This is a genomic window from Halalkalibacter wakoensis JCM 9140, from assembly GCF_000513095.1.
Lineage (GTDB): Bacteria > Bacillota > Bacilli > Bacillales > Bacillaceae_D > Halalkalibacter > Halalkalibacter wakoensis.
In genome coordinates this window covers 1-16,770 of record NZ_BAUT01000082.1, presented here as the reverse complement: position 1 = coordinate 16,770, position 16,770 = coordinate 1, and the positions used below count along the sequence as shown (strand labels likewise).

General features: G+C 39.1%; 18 protein-coding genes and 1 pseudogene. 5 read left to right on the top strand and 14 right to left on the bottom strand.

Going from position 1 to position 16,770, the window contains the following annotated elements; all coding sequences use genetic code 11:
* From JCM9140_RS19165 to dnaE, 8 genes and pseudogenes are all read right to left on the bottom strand, one after another.
* A partial coding sequence (locus JCM9140_RS19165) for a 6-phosphofructokinase (protein ID WP_034750376.1) occupies positions 1-298 on the bottom strand: 298 nt, incomplete at its 3' end.
* Between the two features lie 190 nt (positions 299-488).
* The gene (gene accA / locus JCM9140_RS19160) at positions 489-1,472 is read right to left on the bottom strand and encodes an acetyl-CoA carboxylase carboxyl transferase subunit alpha (RefSeq protein WP_034750373.1); all 984 of its coding nucleotides are present in this window, start codon (positions 1,470-1,472) and stop codon (positions 489-491) included.
* A gap of 15 nt (positions 1,473-1,487) precedes the next feature.
* Entirely contained in the window at positions 1,488-2,333 is an 846-nt protein-coding gene (gene accD / locus JCM9140_RS19155) for an acetyl-CoA carboxylase, carboxyltransferase subunit beta (protein ID WP_034750370.1), read from the bottom strand.
* A gap of 66 nt (positions 2,334-2,399) precedes the next feature.
* Positions 2,400-2,894 (bottom strand): FadR/GntR family transcriptional regulator, encoded by a 495-nt coding sequence (locus tag JCM9140_RS19150; protein WP_369384465.1) that lies wholly within the window; start codon positions 2,892-2,894, stop codon positions 2,400-2,402.
* A 14-nt stretch (positions 2,895-2,908) separates the two neighbouring features.
* Entirely contained in the window at positions 2,909-3,064 is a 156-nt protein-coding gene (locus tag JCM9140_RS25325) for a FadR/GntR family transcriptional regulator (RefSeq protein ID WP_369384464.1), read from the bottom strand.
* A gap of 33 nt (positions 3,065-3,097) precedes the next feature.
* Positions 3,098-4,308 (bottom strand): annotated as a pseudogene (gene ystJ / locus JCM9140_RS19145) (NADP-dependent malic enzyme).
* Positions 4,309-4,456: 148 nt separating this feature from the next.
* Positions 4,457-4,888 (bottom strand): hypothetical protein, encoded by a 432-nt coding sequence (locus tag JCM9140_RS24730; protein ID WP_052002386.1) that lies wholly within the window; start codon positions 4,886-4,888, stop codon positions 4,457-4,459.
* Positions 4,889-5,067: 179 nt separating this feature from the next.
* Entirely contained in the window at positions 5,068-7,800 is a 2,733-nt protein-coding gene (gene dnaE, locus JCM9140_RS19140; protein WP_052002385.1) for a DNA polymerase III subunit alpha, read from the bottom strand.
* 165 nt (positions 7,801-7,965) lie between these two features.
* On the opposite strand from dnaE, the gene ytrH reads away from it, so the two are divergent.
* The 3 genes from ytrH (at position 7,966) to JCM9140_RS19125 (ending at position 9,116) form a co-directional block, all read left to right on the top strand.
* Positions 7,966-8,304 carry a sporulation membrane protein YtrH gene (gene ytrH / locus JCM9140_RS19135; protein ID WP_034750367.1) on the top strand — a complete coding sequence of 113 codons (339 nt, stop codon included), beginning with the start codon at positions 7,966-7,968 and terminating at the stop codon, positions 8,302-8,304.
* On the top strand, positions 8,301-8,807 hold the full coding sequence (ytrI, locus tag JCM9140_RS19130; RefSeq protein ID WP_034750365.1) for a sporulation membrane protein YtrI: 507 nt from the start codon (positions 8,301-8,303) through the stop codon (positions 8,805-8,807). Before ytrH ends, ytrI begins: the two co-directional genes overlap by 4 nt.
* Positions 8,808-8,903: 96 nt before the next feature.
* Entirely contained in the window at positions 8,904-9,116 is a 213-nt protein-coding gene (locus JCM9140_RS19125) for a YtzJ family protein (RefSeq protein WP_081727778.1), read from the top strand.
* 869 nt (positions 9,117-9,985) lie between these two features.
* Here the strand turns inward: JCM9140_RS19125 and JCM9140_RS19120 are convergent.
* Positions 9,986-10,921: a DHH family phosphoesterase gene (locus tag JCM9140_RS19120; RefSeq protein WP_034750363.1), complete on the bottom strand. Its 936-nt coding sequence runs from the start codon at positions 10,919-10,921 to the stop codon at positions 9,986-9,988.
* 129 nt (positions 10,922-11,050) lie between these two features.
* On the opposite strand from JCM9140_RS19120, the gene JCM9140_RS19115 reads away from it, so the two are divergent.
* Positions 11,051-11,335 carry a YtpI family protein gene (locus JCM9140_RS19115; protein ID WP_034750360.1) on the top strand — a complete coding sequence of 95 codons (285 nt, stop codon included), beginning with the start codon at positions 11,051-11,053 and terminating at the stop codon, positions 11,333-11,335.
* A 46-nt stretch (positions 11,336-11,381) separates the two neighbouring features.
* Here the strand turns inward: JCM9140_RS19115 and JCM9140_RS19110 are convergent, their stop codons facing one another.
* The 4 genes from JCM9140_RS19110 to JCM9140_RS19095 all read right to left on the bottom strand — a co-directional run bounded on the left by JCM9140_RS19110 (position 11,382) and on the right by JCM9140_RS19095 (position 14,760).
* A complete protein-coding gene (locus tag JCM9140_RS19110) occupies positions 11,382-12,689 on the bottom strand; it encodes a CBS domain-containing protein (protein ID WP_034750357.1) in 1,308 nt (435 codons plus the stop codon).
* 99 nt (positions 12,690-12,788) lie between these two features.
* The gene (locus JCM9140_RS19105; protein WP_034750354.1) at positions 12,789-13,028 is read right to left on the bottom strand and encodes a hypothetical protein; all 240 of its coding nucleotides are present in this window, start codon (positions 13,026-13,028) and stop codon (positions 12,789-12,791) included.
* Positions 13,029-13,167: 139 nt separating this feature from the next.
* Complete coding sequence (locus tag JCM9140_RS19100; RefSeq protein ID WP_034750351.1) at positions 13,168-13,851, bottom strand: metal-dependent hydrolase; 684 nt, start codon at positions 13,849-13,851, stop codon at positions 13,168-13,170.
* Positions 13,852-13,887: 36 nt separating this feature from the next.
* On the bottom strand, positions 13,888-14,760 hold the full coding sequence (locus tag JCM9140_RS19095) for a YitT family protein (protein WP_034750349.1): 873 nt from the start codon (positions 14,758-14,760) through the stop codon (positions 13,888-13,890).
* Between the two features lie 87 nt (positions 14,761-14,847).
* Here JCM9140_RS19095 and JCM9140_RS19090 point away from each other — a divergent pair, with 87 nt between their 5' ends.
* The gene (locus JCM9140_RS19090) at positions 14,848-15,948 is read left to right on the top strand and encodes a M24 family metallopeptidase (RefSeq protein ID WP_034750346.1); all 1,101 of its coding nucleotides are present in this window, start codon (positions 14,848-14,850) and stop codon (positions 15,946-15,948) included.
* A 389-nt stretch (positions 15,949-16,337) separates the two neighbouring features.
* On the opposite strand, the gene JCM9140_RS19080 is transcribed toward JCM9140_RS19090, so the two are convergent.
* Positions 16,338-16,712 (bottom strand): hypothetical protein, encoded by a 375-nt coding sequence (locus tag JCM9140_RS19080; protein WP_034750341.1) that lies wholly within the window; start codon positions 16,710-16,712, stop codon positions 16,338-16,340.
* Between the last annotated feature and the right edge of the window lie 58 nt (positions 16,713-16,770).

The following is a 16,770-nucleotide window of genomic DNA, read 5'->3' as shown; positions in this document are numbered from 1 at the left end:
TTACGACAAGCCCTTCAATTCCAAATTTCTTTAATTGCTCAATACCTTTTTTCTGGCCTTCAAGCGTTTTAAATTCTTCACAGCGAGCTGTATACAAAATCGTTCCCCCACGGTGAATAATATCCCCAACAGAACCGATTTCCATCTTTTTAATATCCCCATTGATTAACCCTGCATACCCATGAGAAATCCCGTAAACCTCAATACCATGGAAAATGGACTTTCTGACAACAGCACGAATGGCTGCATTCATTCCAGGGGAATCCCCACCACTTGTTAATACTCCTATTCTCTTCATTTCTCTTCCTCCTCAAACTAAAGAAATAAAAAATATGTTAAAAGTTCAATGCTATTTGTAGCATATGTACTTTTCCCCTTACTATCATCGTAAACAAATTATATCCATTTTTTAAAATAACATTTTAGTCAGATGAACACAATACAGTTAATTCCAATAGAAAAAGTGCTTTCTTAAAATCAGAAAGCACTTATCCTTTATTTATAGCGATGGCATCGCTTACATGTGTATATTGTCCAATTTGTTTATATTTTTCATACCGTTGGTCCAATAGCTCATCTTTGTTTAAATGTAACAACTGGCTCAGCGATTCTTGTAAAATATCGTCAATCGCTTCACTTTGTTGAATGAGGTCTCGATGCGCTCCACCTTTCACTTCAGGAATAATGGCATCAATGATTCCTAGCTCCTTTAAATCCGGCGCTGTAATTTTCATTGATTCAGCCGCCTTTTGCGCTAGAGATGCATCCTTCCAAAGTAAAGCGGCTGCCCCTTCAGGTGAAATAACAGAATAGGTAGAGTTTTCAAGCATATGAAGATGATTTCCAACTCCGAGTGCCAAGGCCCCTCCACTTCCACCTTCACCGATTACAATACAAATAACTGGGACCGTTAAACCAGCCATTTCTAACAGATTTCTAGCAATTGCTTCGCTCTGCCCTCGTTCTTCTGCTGCCTTGCCGGGGTATGCTCCTTTTGTATCAATAAAGCAAACAATTGGTCTATTAAACTTTTCTGCTTGTTTCATTAATCGAAGCGCTTTTCGATATCCTTCTGGATGAGGCATACCGAAATTACGACGAATGTTTTCTTTCGTATCTTTCCCTCTTTGGTGACCGATAACGGTAATTGGACGGCCTTTGTATTTAGCAATTCCACCAACAATCGCCTCATCATCACCGTATAGGCGGTCACCATGCATTTCGATAAAATCGGTGAACAGTTGTCCAATATAATCAAGTGTTGTTGGTCGATCGTTATGCCTAGCAATTTGCACTCGTTCCCACGGCTGCAAATTACCGTAAATATCACGTTCAAGCTGCTTTAACCGTGTTTCGAGCTTGGTGATTTCATCTGTTAAATCGATCTCTTTTTCTTCGGTAAATGTTCGAAGTTCAGAGATTTTGTTTTTTAGTTCAACAATTGGTTTTTCAAATCCTAATTCACTTGCCACTTTACAACACCTCCTTTACGAACAATGGATATCTAAAATTGTCGTTATTAACTCTTTCATTTCTAGCCTTGAGACAACTCGATCTAACTGGCCATGTTTTAATAAAAACTCTGCTGTCTGAAAATCTTCTGGTAGTTCTTGTCGGATCGTCTGTTCTATAATACGTCTTCCAGCAAACCCAATTAATGCTTTCGGTTCAGCAAAGTTATAATCACCTAATGAAGCAAAACTGGCTGATACACCTCCAGTTGTTGGGTGTGTCATAACAGATATATACAATCCACCATGTCGACTAAGCTTCTCTAGGGCAGCACTCGTTTTAGCCATTTGCATTAGGCTCAATACGCCTTCTTGCATTCTAGCCCCACCTGATGCTGAAAACAAAATAAAAGGTATACCCATCTCAATCGCTTGTTCAATGGCTCTCGTAATTTTCTCACCAACAACAGACCCCATACTCCCCATTCTAAATCTGGAGTCCATCACCGCCATCACCGCACCAAAGCCATTGATCGTACCTTTCCCTGTCACGATGGCTTCATTTAAGTTTGTTTTTTTACGATCTGCTTCAAGCTTTTCTTCATAAGTTGGGAAATTTAAAGGGTTCTCTCCGATCATGTCCTTATCCAATTCAACGAAAGAACCTTCATCAAACAAACTATCAAAGCGTTCATTCGCCGTCATACGAAAGTGATGTCCACATGAATCACAAACATTTAAATTTTTCTTTAATTCCTTCGTATACATAATCGTTCTACATGATGGACATTTCGTCATTAATCCTTCGGGAACTTCTTGTTTTGCCCGTTCAGAAGGAATGGTTGCGTATCGTTTCTTTTTCTTAAGAAAATCCTTAAGCATTTTTCCACCTCACTCGCTCAAGCTACTACTTTAAACATATGGTTTTAACTAAAAAATTAGTACAAGCTAAAAGCGACTATTTTCTAAATGTCTCCGCATAGCAGCTGTTGCGGCTTTTTGATTTCGTTTTTTCAATGCCTCATATATTTCCTCATGTTCACTAAGAGCTAAATTCATCCTGCCCTCACGTTTTAATGAGCGCTCTATCGCTACTTTGTTATATTCCACAAGTGATACCCAAAGATTTAACAGCAAGCGATTGTGACTTGCTTCTACAATTGTTTTATGGAATAAATAATCTTCTTCCACAGGTAAATCTCCATGTGACCACTCATCTTTCGCTTTTGTTAATAGCTCATTTAATTTTTGAACAGAATCATCCGTTATCCGTTCACACGCTAGCTTTAATGCTTCAAGCTCTACAATTCGCCTTGTTTCTGTTAAATCCTTCCTAGCATTTTCATCTTTCAATAAAAAAGATAACAGAATTTCAACAAGTCGATAACTGCCAAATGGTTTAATAAATGTTCCTTCTCCACGTCTTGTTTCAATTAAATCCAATAATTCTAAAGCCCTTAAGGTTCACGAACAGAGGAGCGACCAACATCTAGCCGGTCGCTTAACTCTCTTTCTGAAGGTAATTTATCTCCACTTGCTAGTTGATCTTCATTAATAATGTGATTGATTTGCTTAATGACTTCTAAATAGACTTTCGGTTGTTCTGATGACATTTGTCACCCTCACCTCAGTTATAAACATTTTCTTTATTCTCCATCCCCAATAACAGCAAGTTTTCTTGTTTTCTCTGCTACTTTATCAGGGTCTACTTTTTTCCTTGCTACCCCTGTTTCCATTGCAGTTTTCGCTACGGCTGCAGCCACTGCTGGAGCAACGCGCGGATCGAATGGAGCTGGAATCACATAATCTGGTGACAAATCTGCTTCTGATACCAGGTTCGCTATCGCATAAACTGCTGCTACTTTCATTTCCTCATTTATGTGCGTTGCTCTAACATCAAGCGCCCCTCGGAAAATACCAGGAAACGCTAAAACATTGTTCACTTGGTTCGGGAAATCTGAACGACCTGTTCCGATTACACTTGCTCCAGCCTCTTTAGCTTCATCTGGCATAATTTCAGGAACTGGATTTGCATGGCAAAAATAATCGGGTTATCATTCATGCTTTCGATCATTTCTTTCGTTAATGCCCCTGCAACCGAAACACCGATAAAGACATCTGTTCCTTTGATGACATCCGCTAAACTCCCCTCAAGGTTATCTCGATTCGTAAATTTAGCCACTTCCGCTTTCATATCATTCATGCCATATGTGCGTCCATCAAAAATTGCTCCTTTTGAATCACACAAGATAATGTCTCTAACGCCCATTCTCTGCATTAGCTTAATGATTGCAATTCCTGCTGAACCAGCACCATTTGCAACCACTTTTACCTCAGATAGCTTTTTGCCAGAAACCTTTAACGCATTAATAAGCCCTGCAAGAGTTACTATCGCTGTACCGTGTTGATCATCATGAAAGACAGGTATATTCGTTTCCTTCTTTAAACGCTCTTCAATTTCAAAACATTCAGGTGCGGCAATATCCTCTAAGTTCACACCGCCAAACGTTGGTTCCATCAATTTAACTGTCTCAATGATTTTCTCTACATCATTTGAGCGTAAGCAAATTGGAAAAGCATCAACACCAGCAAATGACTTAAATAGAACTGCTTTCCCCTCCATTACTGGTAAAGAAGCTTCTGGCCCAATATTCCCAAGGCCTAATACAGCTGTTCCGTTACTAACTACGGCAACCATATTGCCCTTCATCGTATACTCGTAAACTGACTCAACATCTTCGAATATTTCCTTACACGGTTCTGCTACCCCTGGAGAATAAGCCAAACTTAGATCTTTTGCATTCCTAACAGCGACCTTTGTTTTTGACTCAAGTTTCCCCTGGTTAACACGGTGCATATGTAAGGCCTCTTCTCTTGTGGTTGGCACAGCGACACTCTCCTTTTTTTATATATGGAAGTTTGTTTTAAGGTGGTCTGACCACCGAAAAGTAATACTTATTATATAGAAGATTACCTCATTAGCCAAGTCCTAAAATGAAATTTACTTAATCTTTTAACACCACATTCATGTCACCTAATAAGTTTTTTAATTGCTGCATTAGTTGATTGTTCTCTACTACATTGTATTCTTTACTCAAATGTTTCATTTGTTTCGTTTCTTCGTAGTATAAAATTACAGGAATCTCCCCTTCTTCTTCAAGCAATATGTTCTTTACTTGTTCTAGTACAGAGGAGTAATGATGATCTGATTGCAAACGTAAATAGAGCGTTTTTCTTTTTTTCGGTTTATCGGTCAATGAATGGACGGATGTTATCTTTCTGACAATAAATTGAGATCGTCCATTTGATTCATCATAATTACCTTCTACGAAAATAAGCTCTTCCTCTTTTACAGCATGATGATACATATTCCACACTTTCGGAAATAGGACTAAATCTCCTAGTCCAGACTCATCTGTTAGTTGAGCAAATGCCATCGGTTCCCCTTTTTTAGTTTTGATTTGCTTGATTTGTCCTAAAAGCCCCGCAATCCGGACCGTACTCTTTTGCCCGATTGCTTCTTGAATAGGACGTCTGCCAAGTCCAGTGAGCTGTTCTTTATAGGCTTCAATCGGATGTCCAGATAAATAAAAGCCTAAAGCCTCTTTTTCATAATTTAGCTTATCTTGCGTACTAAGTGCTTCAATGGGCGTATAGTCTGGCGCTTGAATATCAAGTGTAAATAGCCTTCCGTTTCATCTTGGAACGAGTTGACCTCGGTTGCAAACTGAATCGCCTCTTCAACGGAATAAAGCAATGTTGCTCGATCCTGCAAAAACTCATCCATTGCTCCAGCCTTAATCAACTGCTCCATCGCTTTTTTGTTCACTATTTTTTGGTTCATTTTCACCGCAAACTGAAAGAGATCTTTGTACGGTTCATGTTTCCTCGTTTCCACAATCCATTTGGCTGCTTGTAAACCAACATGAGAAATTGGAAGAAGCCCAAATCGTATTCCCTCTTCCTCAATTTTAAACAGAACCTCACTTTTGTTTACTGAAGGTGGAAAGATTTCGTATCCAGCTTCCTCCGCTTCTTTTATATGATGAGCTAATTTCTCAGAATGGTTCCACACACCAGATAAAAGAGCTGTATAAAAAGCTAACGGATAATTTGCTTTTAAATAAGCTAAAAAATAACTAATCATACTATACGCAACTGCATGACTGCGATTAAATCCATAGTTTGCAAAACGTTCGATAAGTTGAAAAACGTCCATTGCAACTGTTTTTGTATAGCCTTTTTGAGTCGCTCCAGCTAAAAATGCTTCTCGTTGCTGCTCTAATTCTCCTTTCTTTTTCTTGCTTATTGCTCTCCGTAAAATATCCGCTTGAGCGAGAGAAAAACCAGCCATTTTCGAAGCCACTTGCATAATTTGCTCCTGATAAACAATAACGCCATACGTCTTCTTTAGGATAGGTTCAAGGTCAGGATGAAGATAGGAAACTCTCTCCTTTCCATGCTTGCCTCGAATGTAAACTGGAATGTAATCCATTGGACCAGGACGATACAGAGCGTTTACAGCCACAATATCCTCAAATTCTGTTGGTTTTAAGTTTTTTAGAACACTCCTCATGCCTTCAGATTCAAGCTGAAAGATTCCCGTAGTGGCGCCACTTCCAAGTAACTGAAATACTTTTTCATCATCTAAAGGAATATTTGATAACTGAATGCGCGTTCCGTACTGATTATAAATGACCTTTATAATGACTTCTAAAAGCGTCAAATTACGTAAGCCCAGAAAATCAAATTTTAATAACCCTACTTTTTCTACGACGTCCATTGGTGCTTGAGTTAACGAAATCGATGATTGTCCGGCTTGAAGGGCCATAACCTCTGTCAATGGTTCAGCACTGATCACCACTCCAGCAGCATGCGTCGACGCATGTCTTGGTAGTCCTTCTAATTGACTAGCAATACCCCAAAGAGCTGCAACATCCTTCGATTCTGCAAGCATAGCTTGTATACGATCACTCGCATTCTTTGCTTTCTCCAATGTTGTCCCTGGAGCTTGTGGAATCTCTTTTGCAAGCTGTCCAACTACATAACTGTCAATGCCAAGAACTTTTCCTACATCACGAACAACAGCTCTTGCCGCTAATGTTCCAAATGTAATAATTTGTGCGACGCGATCATGTCCATATTTCCTCTGCACATAGGCTATCATTTCGTCTCGTCTATGGTCTGGAAAATCTATATCAATATCTGGCATTGATACTCGTTCATGATTCAGAAATCGTTCAAACAACAAATCATACTTAAGTGGATCAACATCCGTAATTTGTAGCACATAAGAAACAAGGGAACCAGCAGCCGAACCCCTCCCTGGTCCCGTAATAATTCCTTGCTCTTTCGCATACTTCATAAAATCCCATACAATTAAAAAATAATCCTGAAAACCCATCTGATTAATAACGTCTAATTCTTGCTTTAATCTAATTAGGACTTCTTCGTTTGCATGACCGTAGCGATCTTGACAACCTTTTTCACAAAGTCTTCGTAAAAGATCACTTGAGTTCCCTTTTTCTACTGGGAATTGTGGTAATTTACGTTGTCCAAGCTCAAGATCAATATGACATAACGAAGAAAATGCTTTCGTTTGCTCTAACGCTTCAGCTTCATTAGCAAATCTTTTTTTCATTTGCTCAGGGGTTTGTAAATAATAAGATCGTTCCTTTTGTTCCAAAGGATAGTCTTCTGCCTTCACCCCTTCTCGAATCGCACGTATCACTTGAAAAGAAGCTGCGTCCTGTTCCTGTAAGAAACGAACTGGGTGCGTAGCTATAATTTGAATTCCTTTGTTTTTGGCAAATTGTTTGATTTGCTCTCGCTTTTGTCCACTTTCCCCATCAAGAATTTGTAGTTCCATAAACCAGTCAGATAAATGGGTACTCCCCTTCCATGATTCAATCCATTTTAAGGCTAATTCTTTTTCCCCTTTTTGGAGCATTCCGTCTAACGGGCCACCTTGAAAGGGGATTGTGATCAGGACATCGCTCATGTAAGGAAGGATATCTTGTTTCATGATACTCGGTACTTTTTCTTGATTATGTCCTATTTTTGTCGCTATTTTTAATAAGTTCATATAGCCTTTTTCATTTTTGGCATATAAGCGTAATAAGCTTTTTTCCCCTTGATCGTTAATGGTGGCTTCTAGCCCTACTATTGGTTTCATATCATATTTCAAGCAGGCTTCATAAAAGGGCACTATTCCATACATTACATGGTGGTCACATATAGCAAGTGCCTCATACCCTATTTCTTTTGCTTTTTTTACTAGTTCCTCTATTCGATTTGTTGATGATAGAAGACTGTATTCACTATATACATGCGTTTGAACAATCTCCATACAACCGCCTCACCTTTTCTTTTTTGTTTCTCTAGTATAGTACATATTGTCCCTGAATGAATATTAAGAGAGACCGTTCTATTTAATTCCGTGTCATAAATTAGAAAAACTCTTCTATACATAATATGGATAAGCTATTTTCTACTACGAAAGTGGGTGTTCCATATGCTAACTCGAGAACTTCTCGCCACATTGATTATTGATTTTTTCGTCGCTTTTGGTGTCATTATAGGTGGTGCGATTATCGGCGGGATTGGTGCTTTCTTAATTGGAAAGCCTCCCTTATCTGTTATGCATGACCTTGCTGGCAGCTTAAAAATATGGGCGATTGTTGCAGCTATTGGTGGAACATTTGACGCCATTACCAGTATAGAGCGTGGACTATTTTATGGAACTCACGATGATATTTTTAAAACCGTATTTATGATATTTGCCGCTTTATGTGGGGCACAATCTGGCACACTCCTTATCCAGTGGATTGTTGGGGAGTCTCTTTCGACATGAGGGTTCCTCCATTTTATGAACGACCAACAGTAAAACGTTTTTTCGCAGGTATTATCATTGGTGTTATCATCGGCTGGGTTTTCTTCATTTATCAATATGGCCAAGTTTACGAAGGACTTGTGTTTCGAATCTCAGAACAAAAAGCCGAGATTGAGGAATTAGAGGAAGATATTGAATTGCTAAGAAGCGAACAAAATCGTTTAAATGAAGAAAATGAAAAGAAATTAACAGTCCAAGAGATTGACATTCAATTTAGCAACAATAATCGACTGCGTTTAAATCAACTCACTTTACTTGATATTAAGCAACAAGCATTAACAGAACTTCAGTATATTAAAAGAAGAGATATCGAAACCGTTTCGAACATGAACGAATTACTCATTAGCAACTTAGAAAACAAAGTATTTCGTGCTGGAGACAAACGTTATCAGTTGCAAGTTGAACAGGTTCATCTTTTTACAACCGTCCGAGTTATAGTGAAGATTATCCCATCTAATAGCTAATTAGCACAGATTTTTGAACATTCTGTTTCTATCGTTTTCTACATCAAACCTGTTGTATAATAGAAGGAGAACCTCAGTTGATAAGGAGGGATATCCTTGGACGTAACGGGAAAAGAAATGGTTATCAATCGCAAACAAATGGCATTGAAAAAAGTAGAGAAAATTAAAAATGGTTACTCTGCTTTTGCAGAATCAAAAGAAGTGACCGAACTTGTTCGAAAAGAATTACAAAAACAAAAGATTGACGTACATGAAGATGTTACGGAAGTAGGCAGCTGGTTCATGCCGGTTAAGCCAAAAAGCGTGTAAACCGGTTTCGGCTTGCACACTTTTTTGTTTTTTGAAGACTGTTTCATATACGTTGTTGTTTTTATGATAATGTGTTCGTCACCCGTTCCACTGCGCTCTAGCCACTCGCACCCGCAAGGAGGTGTCGAGCCCTCCTCGGGTGTCGCCTGTAGGATCTCGACCCTACCTCTATTCGAGGCCACTGAAAAAGTGCTCGTTTATTTCGGACTTGAAAAGGAGCTTCGATCTCGCTCCCGGGATGGGGGCACGCACCTGCAGACAGGCGTTGAACTAACCGGCTACGCCGGTGGATTTCAACCTGCCTGCTCTTCAACAGTCAAAAGAAAATCGAGAAATAGCGTAACGAAACTCAAAGGCTTTTTGTCTACAGTCTGAAGTTTAATTTTCATCAAACCATCACTCAACGGATAAAAGCTACCCTGGGGATAACAGGCTTATCATTAATGTATGGACTTAAAGTCATTGATTCTTGATTGGAGATCATCTGAATACCAACCCAACTAAATACATTTAAAACAAAATATAAATCAAAAGGGCATTGGAAAGGTGAATCTTTTATCCTTTCCAATGCTTATAATGATTTGGATATTTGGATCTTGGGTTGCTAGTATCAAGAGCTGATACTAGCAGGGGAATGACACGGAGACTCCTGCGGGACCAGTGACCCACGTGTGAGACCCCGCAGGCGACAGCCGAGGAGGCTCACCGGGCACCCGCGGAAAGCGTAGTGTCATTCCCCTGCGGCAGTTAGGCACTTTATTAGTGGCCTACCTCTATTCCCGCAGGAGTCGATTGACTTCCGCTTCATTTCACTAGGAGATAACCCTTCTGCACAGCAACATATTTACGAGAACAGCCCTTGTAAACTACTAAATATCGCAGGCCGCTACTAATTTTGCGACAATCTGGTCCGTTTCATCCCAAGAGTAGGCTGTTGCTCCTGCAGCCATCGGGTGGCCTCCACCATTATGTTCGGCTGCAATGGTGTTGATCACCGGTCCTTTTGAACGAAGTCGGACTCTGATCTTCTCTCCATCTTCTACAAAAAAGACCCAAACCTTTAACCCTTCTACATCAGAAAAGGAATTAACTAGTTGTGATGATTCATTTGAAGTCACATCAAAACGGTCGAGCTCTTCCTTTGATAACTTCATTACTCCGACTTGTCCATTAATGATAGAGAAATGTTGAAGCACATATCCTTGTAACCTTGTCATTTTCAGTTCTTTTTTATGTAGATTTGAATAAAAGGCATTTTGATCAAACGTTTGTTTAACTAATATACTTGCACGTTGCAACGTTTGAGCAGTCGTATTCGTATATCGAAAGCGCCCTGTATCACCTACAATTCCAGCATATAAAAGCAATGCTGACTGCGAATTTATCTTGTACCCTTTCTCTTTTCCTTGCTCTGCAAATTCTACAATCATTTCACTTGTTGAACTAAAGGAAGTGTCGACCCATACTAAATCCCCATAAGGCTCTTCATTTGGGTGGTGATCAATTTTAATTAGAAAATCCCCTTTTTCATAGCGTTTATCATCAATTCGAGCTGTATTGGCCGTGTCACAAACAATCACCAATGATTGATCATACTCGCAATCAGGAATTTCATCCATCTGTCCTAAAAAGGCTAAACTCTCTTCTTCTTCACCGACAACATATACCGTTTTCTCCGGGTAACACTGTTTAATCAATTCAGCTAATCCCATTTGCGATCCCAACGCATCCGGGTCAGGACGTTCATGGCGATGGATAATAACCGTTTCATACTCCTCAATTTTTTCATGAATTTCGTTTATCATGTTTATAACTCCCCCTCTTCTTTGTTCACGGTTCCTCCACTGGCAAAATAACACGTATCACGATACAATAACTTGTAGAGCTATTATAAAACTCGTAAAATTTGTTTCCATACTAAGGGAGGTACGATTATGGACAAGCTTTTAACGATTATTATCATCATTTCAGCTGTCTTCTTCTTATATAATAAGATACGAATGTGGCGTTCTCAAGAATCGTTATTAAAACGAATTTACCAAACTAAATCTTCTTTGTCATTAGGTTTCTTTCTAACGGCTTTTGGAGTGAATTTACTAACCTTCAACCGTAGTGTCATTGATTTAGTCGTAGGAGCTATTTTTGCGATTCTCGGTATTGCGAATATCGTTTATGGCTACCGTGCTTCTCGCCATTATGTTGCCCAGCTTGGGGACTAAACAAAAAAGAAGGGTCTTCTCCTAAGGAGTGAGTCCCTTCTTTCTGTTAGTCAATTAATTGTGCCATCATCATCGCTTTTCCGACAATCTCGTCATCATGATATAACTCTACATCAATTTTTCCATGCTTACGCCCTATTTCAAGTATTTTAGGCTTGATAGTCATCAAACTATCAATTTGCACAGGCTTTAAAAAATACAACGTGATGTTCTCTACAACCAAATCTCCTTTTTTGTATTTCCGCATTACCCGACTACCGATTTCTGTTACGAGTGTCGTAATCACCCCATACGAAATCGTTCCCAATTGATTGGTCATTTGAGGAGTAACCTCACATTCAAACATCATTTCATCAACAGTAGAACGATCCTCTACACGACTCGTAACAATATCTTCAATCGTCTCCCCAATATGTGGCTGTTTCTGAACCATTTGTAAAGCTTTTAACACATCTTGGCGGCTAATAACGCCCAGTAACTTTCGCTGTGAATCAATAACGGGTAATAATTCAATGCCTTCCCAAACCATAACATGGGCCACTGCCGCAATCGACGTTCGTTCACTCACTGTAATAGGATTGGCTGTCATGACTTTTTCAATCGGTGTTTGCTTTGAAGCACCAAGGACATCTTTAGCCGCTACCATTCCTTGGACTTTTAAATTGCTATCAATAACCGGATACCGACTATGACCGGTTTTCTGGTTGAGATCATGCCATTTATCAACCGTGTTTTGTGTTGTCATATAAAATGTATCTTGAAAAGGAATAAGGATATCGTCAACTAGAACGATTTCTTTTTTGATTAGTTGATCATAAATTGCTCGGTTGATCATCGCCGCAACGGTAAAGGTGTCATAACTTGTTGAAATAATTGGCAGCTCAAGTTCATCAGCTAGTTCAATGACTTCATCACTTGTGTCAAACCCACCTGTTATCAATACAGCTGTTCCAGCTTCAAGTCCTACCTTATGAACTTGATCACGATTTCCTACTATTAAGAGGTTCCCAGCTTCTACATACCTCATCATCGCTTCTAGTTTCATCGCACCAATGACGAAGCGATTCAACGTCTTATAAAGGCCATTTCGCCCACCTAACACTTGTCCATCAACGATATTGACCACTTCTGCATATGTTAACTTTTCAATATTTTCTTTCTTCTTAGTTTCTATTCTTACTGTTCCAACCCGTTCAATTGTGCTGACAAGCCCTTGATTTTCCGCTTCTTTAATCGCACGGTAAGCCGTACCTTCACTAACCGTAAGTGCTTTTGCAATGGAACGGACAGAAATCTTTTCCCCAACGGCTAAATTCGTTATATACTCAATAATTTGTTCATGCTTTGTAGCCATGATAGCCACCACACTTTCAGTCAACTGTTGTACTGATTACCTTCAATCTGTACTACTATCATTATACGTCTGAAAATGGGTTGTATCAAGGAACTCTTCTTATCCTCGCATTTTAGCTCTTTGATTTTCTTTTTCACGAACAGGTACAGCTACACGACTTCTTTGCTTTTTTTGGTATAACAGATGTAATCCATTCCCACTTACTACAAACAAAGCAAACACCAGCCAAGACCATGCAAATATACGATCTATTCCAGATCCATCAAACGGCAAGTACTCAAAACTATAGACTATCATTGCAACTGCAAGTAAAAAAGAGATAAACAGACGCTGCTTCACACCATCACCCCACTTTTCCTACTGTAGTTTATGCTCAAGTAATGTAAAAAAGACCAAGCTGTTTGGCATCATTAATTGTATGGCATACAAAAAAGATGTGTATCAAAAAGTTGATACACACCTAATACTTTTTACAACTTTATAATTCAACTGATTCACCAACAGCTAGTGGAAGGCCTTTTTTTCCTGAAAGATTGTCTGCAAATTCAATCGGATCTTGCTCAATGACAGGGAATGTATTGTAATGAATTGGAACGACACGCTTGGCTTGCAACCACTCTGCTGCAACCGTCGCATCTTCTGGCCCCATTGTAAAATTATCCCCAATAGGTAAAAACGCAAGGTCAATCGAATTTCTTTCGCCAATTAACTTCAAATCACTGAATAATGCCGTGTCACCTGCGTGAAAAATTGTCTTGCCTTCTGCTGTAAATAAAATTCCTGCAGGCATGCCCGTGTAAATAATCTTTTGTTCTTCTTCGATCGTAAAAGAAGACCCGTGAAACGCTTGAGTGAGCTTGACTGTTCCAAACTCAAACTCATGAGCTCCTCCAATATGCATCGGATGTGTTTTAACTCCTTGCCAACTTAGGTAGGTAGCAAGTTCAAATGGAGCAACAACAAGGGCATCATTTCTTTTTGCTAATTCGACTGTGTCCCCAACATGATCATTATGTCCATGCGTTAACAAAATTACGTCTACACTTAGTTCATCGGCTTTTAAATCAGTCAAGCTGTTTCCTGTTATGAACGGGTCAATAATAACCTTTTTTTCATTTGTCTCAATGAGAACTACGGAATGTCCATGATAACTAATCTTCATTTAAATCAGAACTCCTTTTCCTTTTTAATGATTTACTTAGCCATTTTTCCTATCAGTTCCTGCTTGTTTTTCTCCTTTAGGAAAAATGGTTTGCTTTTTTACACCCGCTGTTTCTGTTACATACGAAGCTTCGAGAACGGCTGTTGGGTCTATTGTGAGGACAACATCTTTTAATTTTGGATACATAAATCGGTTCGTGATGCAATAAATAATAAATCTTTCATCCCCTGTATAACCACCTTGGCCGTATAAATAGGTAATGGATACATCCAACTCTTCTAATAATTTTTCACCGATGATATGTGGCTTATCTGATATAATCATCACCGATTTTCCCTGGTTTAACCCATCTAAAACAAAATCTATCATTTTAGAAACGAGATAAAATACAGCAATACTAAACATCGCTTGTTCCAATGTAAAGATAAAAGCAGCTACCGATAGAATAACGGCATTTATGGCTAATAGGAAGGTACTAATTGAAACATGAAACCGGCGATGTATCCATATTGCAATCATTTCTGTTCCATCAACAGCCCCTCCCGCTTTTACAACTAACCCAATTCCAAGTCCAAGCATTAATCCTCCATATAAGACAATTAACACTTCAGAAGAGGTAATCGCAGACATCGGTGCTAACCACCAAAGCGCAGCTGTTGTAACGGCATTTGCATACAATGTCCGAATGACAAACTTTCTTCCCATAAACCGTCCAGAAAAGAGAAGAGTCGGAACATTTAAAGCAAGGTAGACTGCCCAAATTGGCCAATTCAACTGGGAATTTACCATTATGGCAATAGCTGTTACTCCCCCATCAACAAGCCCATTCGGGGCCAGAATTAGCTCAAGGCCAGCTGCAACAATGATCGACCCAATCGTTAAAGAAAGATAATTGAAAAATGTTTTCATTCGAATCTCCTCTTCTCTATGTCTTTCTTATTTTAACATATGATGTTAGATTAAGAATAATCATACAAGCTTTTGAAAGGAGATTTTATGGAAAAAAATCGATTATCTATTTTACAAAAGTGGTTGAAAGAGGAAGGTTATGCCTTTGCTTTTATTCAAGGAAAGGCGAACTTGTTTTATCTTACAGGTTTTCGGTGCGAACCACATGAACGCCTTGTGTCACTAGTAGTATTTCCAAATTCTGAACCGATTTTAGTATGTCCGAATATGGAAAAGGACTTAGTTAGACAAACAGGGTGGACGTTTCCTCTCATCGGTTATAGTGATACCGAAAATCCTTGGAAGCTTCTAGAAACCTATCTATCTTCTTTCGAAATAGAAGGACATGCAATTGCCATTGAAAAAGGCTTGCTTTCCCTTGTGAGAGCGGAACAAATAAAGAAACTTTCTCCAGAACTAGACCTTGTTTGCTGTGAACATACATTGATGGAATTACGCCTAATTAAAAGCAAATCAGAAATCTCCCTTTTACGAGAGGCAGCAAAACTAGCTGATTTCGGTGTCGAGGTTGGGGTTCATGCACTCTCGACTGGCAGAACGGAAATGGAGATTCTCGCCATGATTGAATATGAATTAAAACGGAAAGGAATCTCAGAGATGTCCTTTGGGACTCTTGTCTTAAGTGGTGAACAATCAGCTAATCCTCATGGACAGCCTAGTCTAAAACCGATTCAAAAAGGAGAGTTTGTTTTATTTGATTTAGGTGTCGTTTTAGAAGGGTATTGTTCTGATATTACACGAACAGTCGGTTTTGGCTCCTTAACGGACGAACAAAAAAAGATCTACCATACAGTTCTAACAGCTCAAACGGAGACATTAAAACAATGCCAAGCAGGTACGATTCTTGGCGACCTTGACAAAAAAGCTCGATCAATCATTACAGAAGCTGGTTACGGCCCTTATTTTCCACATCGCATTGGTCATGGATTAGGAACCGAAGTTCACGAGCTGCCATCCTTAAACGAAACAAATCAAGATCGCTTACAGGTAGGGATGACATTTACAATTGAGCCAGGAATTTATGTACCAAAACTTGGTGGAGTAAGAATTGAAGATGATGTTCTTATTACACCTGACGGGTATGAGTGCTTAACCACTTATCCGAAAGACCTTGTTGAAATAGGGTAAGATCTCGTTTAGCTGGTTTTTATGTTTTACTTCACCAACCAAATTACAAAAGAAACGCTCTAGAGTTCGAATAACTCAGAGCGTTTCTTTTGCTGACTTTGGTTGAAAAATCATTCAAGACTTTCCATGATAATGATGAAAGATTTTCCCCCTTGTTCTCTGCTCTCTTTCGGCCTTCATTCCCACTATGAATGTCTTTTGACATGCTCGCCTGCTCTCTTTTGGCCTTCATTATTCTTTTTACAGCTCTTGTTCCGCAATTGTTTCTCCTATGTTGACTAACAAACAAAAAAGCAATCCAATTGGACTGCTCTTTTGACATACTGTTTTCAGTTTCTGCTTTATATTTCGAACTTGTTCTATTGGCTTTTAAGGGCTTCCTACAAACATTATTCTTCCCAAACCCAAGTAAATAGCTTACTCTCTCCATTCATAAAACGGATATCCAACCGCTCAATGTTTGGATGAGTTGAGCTTTTTACTCTTTCGACTAAATCTTTGACTTCTGTTTCCTCACTTAACTGCAATTGACCAGCCATCTGTTCAACCTTTTCCTTTGCTTCTTTACCTTTTATAACTTGATTGCCTTCCTCGTACTCATAATGATTCGGACTATCGTATTCCCATTCGTATTCTACTCCATTCTCAACTACTGTAACCCGAAGAGAAAAGGCAGTCATCAACTCGGTCCCCGCCGCCTGAGCGGGCAAACATACCCCTAATACTAAAACCAATACAAACGAAAACACATACCACTTCATCATAAATATCACCTCATTATTAAAATGAGTAAAAATCTGGAATGTTATACAAGAACCCCAA